This window comes from Saccharomonospora sp. NB11, from assembly GCF_015910535.1.
Taxonomy (GTDB): domain Bacteria; phylum Actinomycetota; class Actinomycetes; order Mycobacteriales; family Pseudonocardiaceae; genus Saccharomonospora.
This window is the reverse complement of the sequence record NZ_JACBJG010000007.1, coordinates 275,135-290,513: the sequence shown is the minus strand read 5'-3', so window position 1 is coordinate 290,513 and position 15,379 is coordinate 275,135. Positions and strand designations below refer to the sequence as shown.

Below are 15,379 nucleotides of genomic sequence, written 5' to 3'. Positions count from 1 at the left end.
TTCTCACAACTGTGCCCCGCCTCCTGGACTGGCGGGAGACGGGGCACAACTGCCAGGGTCGACAGGCTATGCCTGGCCAACCTCGAAACGCGCGAACCGGGTGACGGTCACGCCCGCTTCGTCGAGCAGGGCCTTCACCGTCTTCTTGTTGTCGGTCACCGAGGGCTGCTCCAGCAGCACGGTGTCCTTGAAGAAGGCGTTGACCTTGCCCTCGACGATCTTCGGCATGGCCTGCTCCGGCTTGCCTTCCTCGCGAGCGGTCTGCTCGGCGATCCGGCGCTCGTTCTCGACGATCTCGGCGGGCACCTCGTCACGGGTCAGGTACTTCGGCTTGAGCGCCGCGACCTGCAGGGCAGCCGTCCGGGCGGCCTCCTCGTTGTCGCCGGTGTACTCGATGAGCACGCCGACCGCGGGCGGCAGGCCCGCGCCACGACGGTGCAGGTAGGTGTTGACCTGGCCCTCGAAGCTGACGACCCGACGCAGCTCCAGCTTCTCGCCGATCTTGGCCGACAGCTCCTGGATCGCCTCGGCGACCGTCTTGCCGTCCTCGATCTCGGCGTTCTTGAGCTGCTCGACGTCGTCGGTGCGGACCTTCTTGGCCGTCTCGACGATCCGCTGCGCCAGCGAGCCGAACTCGTCGTTCTTGGCGACGAAGTCGGTCTCGGAGTTCAGCTCGATCAGCACGCCGCCTTCACCGGCGACGAGGCCCTCGGCGGTCGCCCGCTCGGCACGCTTGCCGACGTCCTTCGCGCCCTTCACGCGCAAGAACTCGACAGCCTTGTCGAAGTCGCCGTCGTTCTGCTCGAGGGCCTTCTTGCAGTCCATCATGCCGGAGCCCGTGAGCTCGCGAAGGCGCTTCACGTCTGCCGCGGTGTAGTTCGCCATCGTGCGTTTGTCCGTTCCTTCGTGCGGTACGCGGTGAGAGAGGGATCAGGAAGCGGGGGTCTGCTCGCTCGACTGCTCCGAGCCCGCGGCTTCCGAGCCGGACAGCAGAGCCTGCTCCCACTCGGGCAGCGGCTCGTCCGTCGCCACGGCCGGCTTGTCCTCGCCCTCGGCAGCGGCGCCGTTGCGGCCGGACCGCGCCATCAGGCCCGCGGCCGCAGCCTCGGCGACCACCTTGGTGAGCAGAGCCGCCGAACGGATCGCGTCGTCGTTGCCCGGGATCGGGTAGTCGACCTCGTCCGGGTCGCAGTTGGTGTCCAGGATCGCCACGACGGGGATGTTGAGCTTCCGCGCCTCGTTGACGGCGATGTGCTCCTTCTTGGTGTCCACGATCCACACCGCGCTGGGCACCTTGGCCATGTCACGGATACCGCCGAGGGTCCGCTCCAGCTTGTCCTTCTCCCTGGTCAGGGTCAGGATCTCGCGCTTGGTCAGGCCCTGGAAACCGCCGGTCTGCTCCTGAGCCTCCAGCTCCTTGAGCCGCTGGAGACGACGGTGCACCGTCTGGAAGTTGGTCAGCATGCCGCCCAGCCAGCGCTGGTTGACGTACGGCATACCCACCCGCAGCGCCTCGTTGGCGATGGCTTCCTGCGCCTGCTTCTTGGTACCGACGAACAGGATGGTGCCACCGTGCGCGACCGTCTCCTTCACGAACTCGAAGGCCCGGTCGATGTACGACAGCGTCTGCTGCAGGTCGATGATGTAGATGCCGTTGCGCTCGGTGAGGATGTAGCGCTTCATCTTCGGGTTCCAGCGACGGGTCTGGTGCCCGAAGTGCACGCCGGAATCCAGCAACTGCTTCATGGTGACGACGGCCATGGCCTGATTCGCACCTCTTCTGTCTCGAGCGCGCCGCGAGGCGCGCAGTGCCGGTTGTCGCGGAGAACCGGGTGGCACTCCGCCCTGGTGCCGTGTGGACGCCCGGACTCCCGGACGTCGATCCGAGAGACCGCCGAGCACCCTTGCCCCACTCTCCGAGGAAACCGTGGAGAACGAGGCGCACACGTGCACGCGAAGTCAGCTGTGCGAGCACAGACTGCGCGGATCAGTGTACGCCGCCACCGGGATCTGCCTCGACTCGGCGGCCACTTGTCCACAGGCGCCACCGCACCGACCGAGTTGTCCACAGGTTCCCACTTGCCTCTGCCGCCTCGCGCCCACCTCGGCGACGCTGTCGGCATGCCCGCCCCCACACCCCCGACGCTGCGGAGAAGCGGCACCCCACCCGCCGAACCGCGCGCACCACACATCGCGGAGCCGGAATCGTCTGAGGTCCTCGGCACTGTCGAGCCCTCCGCCAAGCATGATGAGCTGCGGGCCCACGGTGAGTGTCATCGCCACGGCCTGGCGGACCAGGTCGGCACACCGAGTCCTGTCGCGCACTCGCGCACTTTCGCCGAATGCCCGATGCCCCGGCAGCGGCATCGTGAGCGCCTCATGGGCCCGGTCGTGGCATCCGTCCTGACCGGTGTCCTGCTCCTGACCGTGCTCGCCACCGCGACGACCACGACCCTCATGACGTCGACGGCGCCTGGGGCGTCAGCCGCATCGGACGACCACACCCCGTTCGGGAGCGAACCGACACCGCTGTTCTCGTGGCCGTTGCCGGTGCCGTCTGCCGTGGTGCGTCCGTTCGACCAGCCGTCCACCCCGTACTCGGCGGGTCACCGCGGCGTCGACCTCGCCGCTGTCATCGGTCAGGACGTGGTCGCCGCCGCGGACGGGCGTGTGGCGTTCGCGGGCTTGGTGGCGGGGCGTGGTGTGGTCTCCATCGACCACGACGCGGGTTTGCGCACCACCTACGAACCGGTCCGCTGGTCGGTCTCGGCGGGCGAGCGGGTCCATCGTGGTCAGGTCGTCGGCACGGTCGCAGCCGAGCATCCCGGGTGTCCCGAGCGGGCCTGTCTGCACTGGGGTGTGCGACGGGGCGACGACTACCTCGATCCACTTCGGTTCGTCCGGCCGGTGGGTGCGCTTCGGCTCAAACCGTGGATCGAGACGTCAGCGCCGCCCTGACGCGAAAGGCGCCCTCGGTGAGGAGATCGACGGCGAGGCGATCGACGTAGCGAAGCTCGGCCCGCACCGCTCGTTCCCCACGACGAGCAGCGTTTCGAGTAGCCGACCGACACACGCCCTCGCGGGCCGACCGCTCATGACCCCGCGTTCTCGACCAGCTTCGCCCGCAACCGCAACACCGCACGGGTGTGAAGCTGGCTGACCCGCGACTCCGTGACGCCCAGCACCTTGCCGATCTCGGCGAGCGTCAGGTTCTCGAAGTAGTAGAGGCTCACCACGATGCGGTCACGCTCGTTGAGCTGCGCGACGGCCTCGGCCAACTGCTTGCGGTTGTCCTGGTCGACGAGTATCGCGGCGGGGTCCACCGCGTCGTCGTCCGGAAGCGTGTCGGCCGGTGATCCGGTGCCGCTGTCCTTGTTGGCGCCCATCAGGTCGTCGAGCGCCAGCACGCTGGTGAGACGAAGCTGGCCGTACAGGTCGCGCAGTTCGCGGAGCGAGATGCCGAGCTCGGCTGCGACCTCCGCGTCGGTGGGCGTGCGACGCAGCCGAGCTCCGAGGCGCTCGTGCGCGCGCTCGACCTCGCGGGCCCGGCTCCGCACCACCCGCGGTACCCAGTCCTGCGAACGGAGGTCGTCCAGGATGGCGCCCCGAATGCGCTGCATGGCGTACGTCTCGAAGCGGAGCCCTCGGCTGGTGTCGAACTTCTCGATCGCGTCGACCAGACCGAAGATGCCGGACTGGATCAAGTCGGCCACGTCGATGTGGGTGGGCAGCCCCGTGCCGACCCGGCCCGCCACGTACTTGACGAGCGGGGCGTAGTGCAGCACGAGCCGGTCGCGAACTCGCTGGCTGGGCCGCTGGGTGAACTCCCGCCACAGGGCCGCGATGGCCGACTCCGCGGAGTCGTCGACATCGTCGGCATCGCCCGAGGCGTTTGAGACGTCCGAGTCGTGCGCGTCGGCCGCACCGTCGACGTCATCGGCGCAGGAGGCGTCGGCGATGCCGGAGCAGTCAGCGGTGTCGACGGCCGTGCTCACCTCGGCGGGGTCGTCGGCCGGTACGTCGAGGTCCGCCATCGCCGGCGCCGGCGCCGGCGAGAGAGCATCGTGGGGCACCGTCGTCGGCTCGTCGACGTCCGGCGTGTCGGGGGCGACCTCGGTCGGAGCGGTGGTCATGACCTTCGCGCCTTCTCGACCGTCCTGCCGCGGGACCTGTGGTCCCGCGTCGCTGGTAGCGGCCTCACCGGGCACGGGGGTGGGTCTGGTCATGAATCGCCTTCAGCCGCTCGACTGTCACGTGAGTGTAGAGCTGCGTGGTGGCCAGCGTAGCGTGACCGAGCAGTTCCTGAACGCTGCGAAGGTCAGCCCCGCCGTCGAGCATGTGCGTCGCTGCCGAATGCCGCAGCCCGTGTGGGCCGATGTCCGCCGCGCCGGGCACGGCCCCCACCGCCTGATGCACCACACGTCGAACCGTTCGCGGATTCACTCGGCCGCCCCGAGCGCCGAGAAAGAGTGCCGGTCCCGAGGCGTGTGTCGCCACGTGCGGGCGTCCCTGCCCCAACCACGACCGCAACGATCGCTCCGCAGGCAGGCCGAACGGCACCATACGTTCCTTCCTCCCCTTTCCCAGGACGCGGACCATCCGACGGTCGAACTCGACGTCGTCGACATCCAGTCCGCACAGTTCTGAGATTCGCACACCTGTGGCGTACAGCAACTCGATCAGAGCGTGATCGCGCAATGCCAGAGGGTCGCCTTGCTCGGCGCCGGTCGCGCTGGCGCGCATCAGAGCGTCCACCTCGTCCTGTCGGAGAACGCCAGGAAGGGTGCGATGTGGACGGGGTGACGACAGGCGAGCGCCCGGATCGGAAGGCAGGATTCCTCGGCGGTGCGCCCAGGCGGTGAACGTCCGTGCGGACGCCGAGCGCCGGGCCAGAGTGGTCCGACTGTGTCCCTGCTCGTGCTGGCGTGCCAGCCACGCCCGCAGCACCCCGACGTCGAGATCGTCGAGCCGGTCATCGACAGGAACTCGACCGCCGTCCACGTCGGCAACCAAGCCGGAGCTGGTCACCGCCTCAGCTGACCCACCCGCACCGGACCCGCAGCCAGCAATGGGCTCGCGGCCCGCAGTGCGCTGTTCGCCCGCGGCGGACTCGGCGTGCGCAGCGGAGTCCAGACATGCGGCAGACACCGGCGTGGCGGCGTCCTTGGCGGTGCCGGTTTCGGCGCTGGCGGCAGTGCCGAGGCCAGCGGCAGGAACGGCACCCGCGACAACGACAGCATCGGTGGGGATGTCGTGGAGGAACGCCAGCAACGACACCGCGTCACCGATGTACGCACGCACGGTGTTCGGTGACAGATCGCGCTCGTCGCGCAGATGGGCCTCGTAGTCGTCGACCACCTCAGCCGGCCGAGTCGGGAGGGCGGCACGCAGCCTGGCCACGAGTGAGCCCCCCTCGCGGCGACGAGAACGCTTCGTCGTCATGTGTTGACGCTGCGCTGCACGCCGCCTCTCAGTCAAGCACCGCCACGGCGAAGCGCGCGGAACGTGATCGTCATCCCTCGATCACCCTCCGCGAGCCTGGCGTCGCCGCTCCCGCCACCCCGCGTCGCACTGCTCGGCCAACCCCTCGAGTTCCAGCACGGGCAGGATCGCGCGAACCCGGGACAGGTCGACTCCGGCCTCGGTCGCGATGCTCTCCGGCGACCGTCCACCACGGGACGGCAACGTCTCGAACACCCGTAGCGCGTCCGCGTCCAACCCGTCGGTGCGCCGCCGCGGTGCTGTCGATGGAGGGGCGACACCGGTCCCGAATCGGCCCACGGTCTCGAGGACGTCCGAGGCGGAGGAGACCAACGTGGCCTGCCCCTCACGCAACAGGTGGTGACATCCCACCGACATCGCCGAGGTGATCGGCCCCGGCACCGCCATGACGACTTTGCCCAGGACCCCGGCCGTGGTGGCGGTGTTGCGCGCTCCGCTTCGCCGTCCCGCCTCGACCACGACTGTGCCCGCGGTCAACGCGGCGATCAGCCGGTTGCGCACCAGGAAGCGATGCCGCGCCGGTTGTGTTCCGGGCGGATACTCGGAGACGACCGCACCACGACGCTGGGTGACCCTGTTGAGCAGCCCCACGTGTCCGGCGGGGTATCCGACGTCGAGCCCACACCCCAGCACCGCGACCGTCACTCCCCCGGCGGCAAGCACTCCTCGATGTGCTGCGCCGTCGATGCCGTAGGCGGCACCCGACACGACGGTCGTGTCGGCCTGGCTCAGCTCGTAGGCGAACTCGGCCGCCGTCGTCTCGCCGTAGTCGGTCGCCGCGCGCGCACCCACCACGGCCACGGCAAACGCGAGCACATCGTCGAGCGGTACTTCTCCTCGCATCCACAGCGCCAACGGAGGCGCCACGCCGTCGACTCCACGCCCCATGGCGACCTCCAGCGAGAGCAACGGCCACGCCGGCCACTCGTCGTCCTCCGGAATCACCAGCCGAGCCCCCTGCGCCCCACCCTCCTCGAGATCACGTTCGGCGACGTCGACATGCCGACGCGCGGACGTCTCCGTCGCCACGCGGTCGGGTACCTCGCCCGCTCGGACCCGTCGAGCCGCCTCGACCGGACCGTGCTCGGCCACGAATCCCCACAGCGCCGGAGCGGGCGGCTCGGCGACCCGAAGCAGATACGCCCGCGCCAGCCGGACGGTGTCGTCACTCATGCCGCGCTCCTCTCCCGAAAGCCGAGCGCCGACGCCACGTGATCACCGTCCGGATGTTCCGCCCCGTCGAGGTCGGCCAGCGTCCACGCGACCCGGAGACACCGATCCGCCCCGCGAGCCGTGATCGCCCCACGCCGCAGGCTGCGTTCGACCAGGTCCGTGACCTGGCGCGGCAGCGCGAACTCCCGCCACAGCACTGGGCCGGGTACGACCGCGTTGGTGCTCCAGCCGTGCTCGGACCAGCGCTCGACAGCACGGGACCGAGCCGCCACGACACGCCGACGAACGACCTCCGTGGACTCGCGGTCGCGATCCGCGTGCGCCCGCATGGCCGTGACCGGACGCAGGCGTACGCGCAGGTCGACTCGGTCGAGCAGCGGTCCCGACAGCCGCGCCGCATAACGTCGTCGCGCGGAGGGCGAACACGTGCAGTCGGTCTCTCGGGGTGGCGCGCACGGACACGGGTTGCCGGCCATCACGAGCTGGAAGGACGCCGGGTAGCGCACGACTCCTTTCGCACGGGCGATCCGAATCTCGCCCTCCTCCAGCACGGTGCGCAGCGCCTCCAGCCGCTCCGGCCCGAACTCGGGTGCCTCGTCGAGGAACAACACACCCCGATGGGCCTTGCTGACGGCCCCGGGGGCGGCCAGCCCCGCGCCACCTCCCACGAGCGCCGCGGCCGAGATCGAGTGGTGAGGCGCCACGAACGGCGGCACGAGGTCGAGCGGAGCCGATCTGCTCAACGACCCGTCGACCGACCGAACCGCGGCCACTTCCAGCGCCTCGGACCGCGAGAGCGGAGGCAACAGGCCGGGCAGCCGGGTCGCGAGCATCGTCTTGCCGATGCCTGGCGGACCCGTCAGCAGCAGATGGTGGCCACCGGCGGCAGCCACTTCCAGGGCCCAGCGTGCCTCCGGCTGTCCGACCACGTCGACGAGGTCGGGCACGTGTTGGGAGTCCCCCACCTCGACGGCCTCCGGCCGAACCAGCTCGGACTCTCCGCGCAACCACCCGAGGACGTCGGACAGGACAGCAGCACCGAGCACCGCGATCCCGTCGACGAGTGCGGCCTCGGCAAGACACTCCGTCGGAACGACGGCACGCCGGTGTCCGAGCCTCCGCGCCGCCAGCAGCGCGGGCAACACCCCCGGAATCGGCCGCAAGCGACCGTCCAAAGCCAACTCTCCGAGCAGGACCGTGCCGGGGAGTTCCCCCGCCGGGACGACACCGGACGCGGCGAGCACCGCGACGGCGATGCCCAGGTCGTACGACGAACCGACTTTGGGGAGACTCGCCGGTGACAGTCCTAACGTGACGTTGGTGTCGGGCCAGGCACACCGACTGTTCCGGACGGCAGCTCGCACACGGTCCTTCGCTTCACGCAGACCCGGATCGGGAAGACCGACGAGCTTCGTACCGGGCATTCCGGCGCCGATGTCGGCCTCGATCTCCACCGATCGTCCCTCGAGGCCGAGCAGCGCGATGGACCAACTACGCGCGAGAGGCATCTAGAACGCCCCCACCAGGTGACGCACAGCGGGCGTTCCCTGCCGCGGCCACTCGACGGCGACGACGTCGAACCGCAGCGGACACCAGGACACCCTCCGCGCGGCCAGCCACCGCAACGCCAGCCCGCGGATGCGCCGACGCTTCTCCTCGGTGACGGACTCCTCAGGACTGCCGTAACGGCGCCCCGACCGCGTCTTGACCTCGCACACGACCAGAGTCCGGCCGTCGGTGGCGACGACGTCGAGCTCCCCCTCGCGGCAGCGCCAGTTGCGTTCGAGCACCACGAGCCCCTGTCGCCGCAGATGCTCGACGGCGAGATCCTCTCCACGCCGACCGAGCGCGAGACGTCCCCCTGCACCGTGTGGCACGGTCGCCGCCGGAGCCCCGCCTGCGCACACCCCCAGACGCCCTGCGTCCACCCTCGTCACCCCCGAAGGTCGCTGTCACTGACAGCACTCACGCTGCCAGCGCGACCCTCGGGCCGACCAGCTCCCGACTCGGAGCCTGTGGACAAGGCCGTCCCTGTGGACAACTCCGTAGCGTGGCAGCGGACTGACGCCTCGCCACGCTAGGGGTCTCCCGCCGTCAAGCGCCGAACGGTCCGTCCTCGGGAAGTCGCAGCTCAGGCTTGTCGAGTTCCTCCACGTTCACGTCCTTGAACGTGATCACCCGGACGTTCTTCACGAACCGCGCCGGACGGTACATGTCCCACACCCAGGCGTCGGACATCCTGACCTCGAAGTAGACGTCGCCACCACCGTCACGTACCTGTACGTCCACGGCGTTGGCCAGGTAGAACCGCCGCTCCGTCTCCACCACGTACGAGAACTGGCCGACGATGTCGCGGTACTCCCGGTACAGCGACAGCTCCATCTCGGTCTCGTATTTCTCGAGATCCTCTGCGCTCATGAAACCCGAGCCCCTCCTCGCGCGCCTTGCAACCCGTCGTCGGCAGAAGCTCCATTCTCGCTCACCACCGGCATGTCGGCACCCGCCGCCGCGACGGCATGCGTACCAGTCACCACGCCCGCCTGCAACGCGGCGACACTCAGCAACACCCGTCGAGGGGGCCGCATCCCGTGCGCGGCCCCGGCGAACGCCACATTCGTGTAGGACCAGCGGTGTACCTCACACGGACCGTGTTCGGCCAGCGCGGCACCGTGCTCGGCCGTCGTGTACCCCTTGTGGACGTCGAAGCCGTACATCGGGTATTCGGCGTGCAGGCCCGCCATGATGCGGTCCCTCGTCACTTTGGCCAGCACCGAGGCCGCCGCCACGCACGCCACCGCACGGTCACCCTTCACGACGGGAACGCTCGGCGCCGGGAGCCCCGGTACCCGAAAGCCGTCGATCAGCACGTACCCGGGCCTCGACGAGAGCCCTGCCACGGCCCGACGCATCGCCTCGATGTTCGTGACGTGGATGCCGTGAGCGTCCACCTCGGCGGGTGGGACGACGACGATCGAGTAGTCCAGCGCCCGCCGGACGATCCGCTCGTACACCCGGTCGCGGGCGAGCGGGGTGAGGAGCTTCGAGTCGGTGAGCTCGGAGAGCCGGGAGCCGTCACCGGGGCGCAGGACGCAGGCGGCCACCACCAGCGGGCCGGCACAGGCACCGCGACCGGCCTCGTCCACGCCGGCCACCGGGCCCAGCCCCCGCCGATCCAGAGCGGACTGCAGCGCCCACGCCGTGTCGCCACGGATGACGGCGCGAGGCGGCCGGAGCACGCTCACGCTGTTGGCGCTCACTGCGCTATCGCTCCCGTCTGAAGCGCCTCGTCACCAGCCGACGCACGCCCGCGCCGGCTTTACGGCTCACGAACAGTGTGGGCCACGCCGCCAGCGCACCGGCTGCGAGGGGCAGCCCCGCCTGCCACGCGGGTGCGCTCATGGCGGACGCGTCGGCGGAAGCCTGAGGATTGTGGTCGCTCACCACGTCCCAGCGGGAAGGCGGCAGCACGATCAGCCGTGCCTTGCCGATGATGTTGTCCACGGGAACGGCGCCACGCTCGCCGCCGCCACCCTGGTACCGCGAGTCGGACGAGTTGTTGCGGTTGTCGCCCATCACCCACACCGCGTCGTCCGGCACCGTCACCGGGCCGAACTCGCGCTGCTTCTCCTCGCCGCCCTGCCAGTAGATGTACGGCTCGTCCAGCGGCTTGCCGTCGACCACCACGCGGTTCTCGTCGTCGCAGCACTCGACGGTCTGACCGCCGGTCGCGATGATGCGCTTGACGAAGTCCCGCTCGTCAGGCGGGGCGAGACCGAACGCGGAACCGACGTTCTGGAAGAACCCGGCGATCGGGTTGCTGGACGACTCGCTCGGCGGGTCGTCCTCCACCCAGGCCTCCGGGCCGCGGAAGACGACCACGTCACCCGGCTCGGGATCGGAGAACCGGTAGGTGACCTTGTCCACCAGGATGCGGTCCGGCGTGCACCCGGGGCAGCCGTGCAGCGTCTGCTCCATCGAGCCCGACGGGATCATGTACACCCGCGCGACGAACTGCTGGATCAAAAACGCCAGCACCAGCGCGACGACGATCAGGATGGGCAGCTCTTTCCAGAAGGAACGCTGCTTCTTCTGTTTGGCCGACGCCGGGCGAGCCGTGCCGTCGCCGTCGGGAGACGGCCGACCGTCCGATTCGGAGTCCGGGGAGGCGGCAGGCGAGGGCGCCTCCGGGTCCTTCCCGTCCTCAGGACGATTCGGCTCGTCTTCCGCAGCGTTCGAGGGCACTGACTCCACCACGTCGTCAGACTACGGTAGTCGGCCGACTACTCAGGAAGCAGAGGGGGTTTCCCGACGCTCCTTGATCTTCGCGGCCTTGCCGCGCAGGTCACGCAGGTAGTAGAGCTTGGCGCGACGCACGTCACCGCGGCGGGCGACCTCGATCTTCGCGATGTTCGGCGAGTGCACGGGGAAGGTGCGCTCGACACCGACGCCGAAGGAGACCTTGCGCACGGTGAAGGTCTCGCGGATGCCACCGCCCTGACGGCGGATGACCACGCCCTCGAACACCTGGTTGCGCTCGCGGTTGCCCTCGATGACGCGGACGTGAACCTTCAGCGTGTCGCCCGGGCGGAAGTAGGGGATGTCAGAACGCAGCGACTGAGCGTCCAACGCGTCCAGGGTGTTCATCGGTGTCCGTCCTCGTCCTTGTGTGGCATGTGTGGCTTGACAAGATCCGGGCGCGAGCCAGCCGACCAGTGATCCGGTAGCGGGCGGCCCAGGAACTTTCGGCGCGTGAACCGGTCGCGCCAACCTCGCAAGTATTGCAGACGTGCGAGAGCGCTACTCACCGGCCTCCCGGCGGAGCCGATCGAGCACCTCGCGGTCGTGCGCATCGAGACTACCCTCTGGCAGCCGTTCCAGCAGGTCGGGGCGGCGGTGGAAGGTGCGTTCCAACGACTGGTCGCGGCGCCACCGGTCGATCAGCGCGTGGTTGCCGGACCGCAGCACCGGCGGCACGGCGAGGTCGCGCCACACCTCGGGCCGCGTGTAGCTCGGTCCCTCCAGGAGACCGTCGGAGAAGGAGTCCTGCTCGGCCGACACCGGATTGCCCAGCACTCCCGGGCGGAGACGGGCGATCGCCTCCACCATCGCGAGCACGGCAACCTCGCCACCGACCAGCACGAAGTCGCCCAGGGACACCTCGTCCACCGGCATTCGCCGCGCGGCGTCGTCGAGCACGCGTTGGTCGATCCCCTCGTAACGGCCGCACGCGAACACGAGGTGGTGCTCCTCGGAGTACTCACGCGCCAGTTCCTGCGTGAACGGCCGGCCCGCGGGCGTGGGAACGACGAGTCGGGTCTGCTCGCCACACACCTCGTCGAGTGCCTCTCCCCACACCTGGGGTTTCATCACCATGCCGGGACCGCCCCCGTAGGGGGCGTCGTCGACCGCGCGGTGGACGTCGTAGGTCCAGTTGCGCAGGTCGTGGACGCCGATCTCCAGCAGACCCCGCTCGATGGCCCTGCCGAGCAACGCGGCACGCAGGGGTTCGAGGTACTCGGGGAAGATCGTGACGACGTCGATGCGCAGTGGCGGTTGCGAAGAGCTCGACTCGCTCACGGGTTCCTTCTCGTCTCGTCGGCGGTGTGGGTCGACATCAGCCGTCGAGCAGGCCTTCCGGCGGTTCGAGCACGATCAGCCCGGCGTCGAGGTCGACCCGGGGCACGATGGCGGTGACGAACGGCACGAGGACCTCGCGCCGGTTCTTCCCCTCGCCCACGTCCACGGCGAGCAGTTCACCGGCGGGCGAGTGCACCACCTCACGCACCGTGCCGACGACCGTGCCGTCGGCCAACTCGGCGCGCAGACCTTCGAGCTGGTGGTCGTAGAACTCGTCCGGGTCGTCGATCGGCGGCAGTTCGTCGACGTCGACCAGCAGGGTCAGCCCCCTGGCCTCCTCGGCTGCGGTGCGGTCGGGAATCTCCTCGAACCGCACGAGCAGCCGCCCGCCGTGAGGGCGGACGGCTGCCACGGTGAGCGGGCGGGTCTTGCCGTCGCGTGAGCGACCGACGAGTGCCACACCCGGGTCGAAACGCTCCTCGGGCGAATCGGTCCTGACCTCGACGGTCAGTTCGCCGCGAATACCGTGCGGTTTGACGACTCTGCCCACCACGAACTGCACGCCAGGCGCCTTTCGTGGTCAGCGGTCGGTGTCGATGACGTCCACGCGGACGCCGCGACCACCGACGGATCCCATCACGGTGCGCAGCGCAGTGGCGGTCCGGCCGCCACGACCGATCACCTTGCCCAGGTCGTCGGGGTGGACGTGGACCTCCAGCGTCCGGCCCCGACGGGTGGTGATCAGCTCGACCTGCACGTCATCCGGGTTGTCGACGATGCCGCGCACCAGGTGTTCGAGCGAATCCGCGAGGAAGCTCACGCCTCGTCGGCCTTCTTCTCGGCCGAGTCACCGGACTCGGACTTCTCGGCGTCGGCCGACTCGGCCTTCTCCGCCTTCTTGCCGCCCTTCTTCTTGGGCGTGGTGGCCTCGACGCTGGGCTCCTCGTTCGCCGCGGCGAGCGCCGCGTTGAACAGCTCCTGCTTCGAGGGCTTGGGCTCCGGCTGACGGAGCGAGCCCTCCGCACCGGGCAGGCCCTTGAACTTCTGCCAGTCACCGGTGATCTCGAGGATGCGCTGCACCGGCTCCGTGGGCTGGGCGCCGACCTTCAGCCAGTACTGAGCACGCTCCGAGTCCACCTCGATGAAGCTCGGCTCCACCTTCGGGTGGTACTTGCCGATGGTCTCGATGGCCCTGCCGTCACGACGGGTGCGGGCGTCCGCGACCACGATGCGGTAGTAGGGCGCGCGAATCTTGCCGAGGCGCTGCAGCTTGATCTTGACAGCCACGGGTGTGGGTACTCCTGTCGTCTTCTCGTACTCGGGTCGGGACACGATCCGAGTGGGGAGCCGGATCCAGGTGCCCGCAGGTAGGTGGTCGCCCCGGCACGGTGAGAGGGCCCGAACCGGAGCGGGCAAGCCCCCATTTTGCCAGAGCGGACGAACTCGGTCGGGGCCGGGGCGTGAGGGCCCTCCCCCGAACCGGACGCCGTCAGGCCGCGATGACGCCGAGAGCCGTGAGCAGTATCGCGAGCGCGGGCAGGAAGTTGTTCATCTGATGCGCCACGATGCTGCCCAACAGACGACCCGTGACGAGCCGGGCCAGCCCGATCGGAATGGCGATGACGATCAGCAAGGAGGTGCGCAGCGGTTCGAGATGGCTCACCGCGAACACGGCCGTGGAGAGCACGAACGCCGCGAACCGTCCCCATCGCTCGCTACCCCAGCCCAATCGCTCCGCCGCGCCCCACAACAGGCCGCGATAGATGATCTCCTCGCAGATCGGACCGAGCAGCCACAGGTAGACGAACATCGCCACGGCCGCCGACACCGACATCGGCTTGTCCTGCACGAGCGCCCCGATCGCCGAGGTGGCGTTGTCCTCCCCCACGACCTGGGTCCAGATCAACACCCCGACGACCGTGCACACGAGCCCGAGCGCGCCGAACTTCAGACCGATCTTCACGTCGTCCCAGCGCCAGGCCAGAGCCAGGTCGGCCAGCGGGCCGTTGCCTCGGAGCTTCGTGATGGCCAACGCGGACAGGGCCGCGAGCACGGTGGGCGTCATCGTGCCGATCAACACGTGCCGCACGGGGATCGTCTCCGGGGTCGCGCCGCCGATGAAGACCCCGACGAACGCGGCGGTCGCCAGCAGGACCCCCTCGACGAAGAGGAACGCGCCGAAACCCCATCGGTGGGTCGGACGGTGGTACCCGGTCGGGCGACGCGACGCGACCTGCTCCGACTCGGCCGCACCGGCGCCGGTCACCTCGTTCCCGGGGTCCTGCGCGTCCGACGACCTCACGCGTCTCCTCCGCCGTTGTGATGATCTTCCAGCCCGAGCCTACTGGGGATCACACTCCGCCGAACAGCAACAACGCGGGTGGCAGGTTGTTGGTCGCGTGCGCGACGACGCTCGCGCTGACGCGACCGGTGATCAGTCTCGCCGCTCCGATGGCGATCCCCTGTCCCAACAGGGCGATCGTGCGTTCCGGCTCCCCGTGGACCTGCGCGAAGACGAGCGCCGTCAACACCAGGATCACCCACCGCGGCACTCGGTAGTGCTCCAGTCCAGTCCACAGTGCACCGCGGAACAGCAACTCCTCCGTGAGTGGCGCGGCGACCACCACGACGAGTGCGGCGAACACGAGCCAACCGAGACTCGACGACATGCTGCGCAGCACCTCGGTGGTGGAGTCCGACAGGTACCGGTCGCCGTAGACCTGCACCAGGACGAGGTTCAGCACGTACGCGGCGAGCAGCGAGAAGCCTCCGCACGCCAGACCGACGCGGACGTCACGCCCGGTGGGGCGGAGTCCGAAGTCGATCCGCACGCCTCGCCCCCAGCGCCGCGACGCGACCACCGGGCCGAGTCCGAGCAGGAGGTTGGGCACGAAGGCCAAGAGGATCAGCGGACCGAGGTCGGACAGTCCGATCCGGCCGTGGAAGGCGAAGCCGGACAGCACCAGCGACAGGGCGTAGTAGGCGCCGAGCGAGGCGATGAACGCGAGCAGAGCCCAGTGCGCACCGAACACCAACCCGGTCCGGGCCGACGTCGCACCCTCGTCCTCCACCGCACCTCCCCGACCGTGGGCTGCCGACCGTCTGTGACGTCAACATTACGGTGGGG

18 protein-coding genes are annotated in these 15,379 nt (G+C 69.5%); 1 reads left to right on the top strand and 17 read right to left on the bottom strand.

Annotated elements, in window-relative coordinates:
- Positions 1-66: 66 nt before the first annotated feature.
- Together tsf and rpsB are read right to left on the bottom strand one after the other, a co-directional pair.
- Positions 67-885, bottom strand: a complete 819-nt coding sequence (tsf, locus tag JAV51_RS13345; protein ID WP_197321015.1) for a translation elongation factor Ts — start codon at positions 883-885, stop codon at positions 67-69.
- A gap of 45 nt (positions 886-930) precedes the next feature.
- The gene (rpsB, locus tag JAV51_RS13340) at positions 931-1,761 is read right to left on the bottom strand and encodes a 30S ribosomal protein S2 (protein WP_197321014.1); all 831 of its coding nucleotides are present in this window, start codon (positions 1,759-1,761) and stop codon (positions 931-933) included.
- A 588-nt stretch (positions 1,762-2,349) separates the two neighbouring features.
- Here rpsB and JAV51_RS13335 point away from each other — a divergent pair.
- Positions 2,350-2,958, top strand: a complete 609-nt coding sequence (locus tag JAV51_RS13335; protein WP_197321013.1) for a M23 family metallopeptidase — start codon at positions 2,350-2,352, stop codon at positions 2,956-2,958.
- 134 nt (positions 2,959-3,092) lie between these two features.
- Here JAV51_RS13335 and JAV51_RS13330 read toward each other — a convergent pair whose 3' ends face one another.
- The 15 genes from JAV51_RS13330 to JAV51_RS13255 all read right to left on the bottom strand — a co-directional run bounded on the left by JAV51_RS13330 (position 3,093) and on the right by JAV51_RS13255 (position 15,323).
- Positions 3,093-4,226, bottom strand: coding sequence for a FliA/WhiG family RNA polymerase sigma factor (locus tag JAV51_RS13330; RefSeq protein WP_197321012.1), 1,134 nt, complete (start codon positions 4,224-4,226; stop codon positions 3,093-3,095).
- On the bottom strand, positions 4,198-5,400 hold the full coding sequence (locus JAV51_RS20255; protein WP_307845879.1) for a tyrosine-type recombinase/integrase: 1,203 nt from the start codon (positions 5,398-5,400) through the stop codon (positions 4,198-4,200). The genes JAV51_RS13330 and JAV51_RS20255 overlap by 29 nt, the downstream gene beginning before the upstream one ends.
- Before the next feature lie 123 nt (positions 5,401-5,523).
- Positions 5,524-6,675, bottom strand: a complete 1,152-nt coding sequence (gene dprA, locus JAV51_RS13315; protein ID WP_197321011.1) for a DNA-processing protein DprA — start codon at positions 6,673-6,675, stop codon at positions 5,524-5,526.
- A complete protein-coding gene (locus JAV51_RS13310; RefSeq protein ID WP_197321010.1) occupies positions 6,672-8,183 on the bottom strand; it encodes a YifB family Mg chelatase-like AAA ATPase in 1,512 nt (503 codons plus the stop codon). The genes dprA and JAV51_RS13310 overlap by 4 nt, the downstream gene beginning before the upstream one ends.
- Complete coding sequence (locus JAV51_RS13305; RefSeq protein WP_374059041.1) at positions 8,184-8,582, bottom strand: YraN family protein; 399 nt, start codon at positions 8,580-8,582, stop codon at positions 8,184-8,186.
- A gap of 187 nt (positions 8,583-8,769) precedes the next feature.
- Positions 8,770-9,093 (bottom strand): DUF2469 domain-containing protein, encoded by a 324-nt coding sequence (locus JAV51_RS13300; RefSeq protein ID WP_005444195.1) that lies wholly within the window; start codon positions 9,091-9,093, stop codon positions 8,770-8,772.
- The gene (locus JAV51_RS13295; protein ID WP_197321009.1) at positions 9,090-9,932 is read right to left on the bottom strand and encodes a ribonuclease HII; all 843 of its coding nucleotides are present in this window, start codon (positions 9,930-9,932) and stop codon (positions 9,090-9,092) included. Before JAV51_RS13295 ends, JAV51_RS13300 begins: the two co-directional genes overlap by 4 nt.
- 4 nt (positions 9,933-9,936) lie before the next feature.
- A complete protein-coding gene (gene lepB / locus JAV51_RS13290; protein ID WP_197321049.1) occupies positions 9,937-10,917 on the bottom strand; it encodes a signal peptidase I in 981 nt (326 codons plus the stop codon).
- Between the two features lie 42 nt (positions 10,918-10,959).
- Entirely contained in the window at positions 10,960-11,319 is a 360-nt protein-coding gene (rplS, locus tag JAV51_RS13285) for a 50S ribosomal protein L19 (RefSeq protein WP_197321008.1), read from the bottom strand.
- A gap of 153 nt (positions 11,320-11,472) precedes the next feature.
- A complete protein-coding gene (trmD, locus tag JAV51_RS13280; RefSeq protein WP_197321048.1) occupies positions 11,473-12,222 on the bottom strand; it encodes a tRNA (guanosine(37)-N1)-methyltransferase TrmD in 750 nt (249 codons plus the stop codon).
- A gap of 67 nt (positions 12,223-12,289) precedes the next feature.
- Entirely contained in the window at positions 12,290-12,814 is a 525-nt protein-coding gene (gene rimM, locus JAV51_RS13275; protein ID WP_197321007.1) for a ribosome maturation factor RimM, read from the bottom strand.
- Between the two features lie 18 nt (positions 12,815-12,832).
- Positions 12,833-13,072 (bottom strand): RNA-binding protein, encoded by a 240-nt coding sequence (locus tag JAV51_RS13270; protein ID WP_005444189.1) that lies wholly within the window; start codon positions 13,070-13,072, stop codon positions 12,833-12,835.
- The gene (gene rpsP / locus JAV51_RS13265; protein WP_197321006.1) at positions 13,069-13,539 is read right to left on the bottom strand and encodes a 30S ribosomal protein S16; all 471 of its coding nucleotides are present in this window, start codon (positions 13,537-13,539) and stop codon (positions 13,069-13,071) included. The genes JAV51_RS13270 and rpsP overlap by 4 nt, the downstream gene beginning before the upstream one ends.
- Before the next feature lie 202 nt (positions 13,540-13,741).
- The gene (locus JAV51_RS13260) at positions 13,742-14,554 is read right to left on the bottom strand and encodes a CPBP family intramembrane glutamic endopeptidase (protein WP_197321005.1); all 813 of its coding nucleotides are present in this window, start codon (positions 14,552-14,554) and stop codon (positions 13,742-13,744) included.
- Positions 14,555-14,603: 49 nt separating this feature from the next.
- Complete coding sequence (locus JAV51_RS13255) at positions 14,604-15,323, bottom strand: CPBP family intramembrane glutamic endopeptidase (RefSeq protein WP_197321004.1); 720 nt, start codon at positions 15,321-15,323, stop codon at positions 14,604-14,606.
- Positions 15,324-15,379 lie beyond the last annotated feature (56 nt).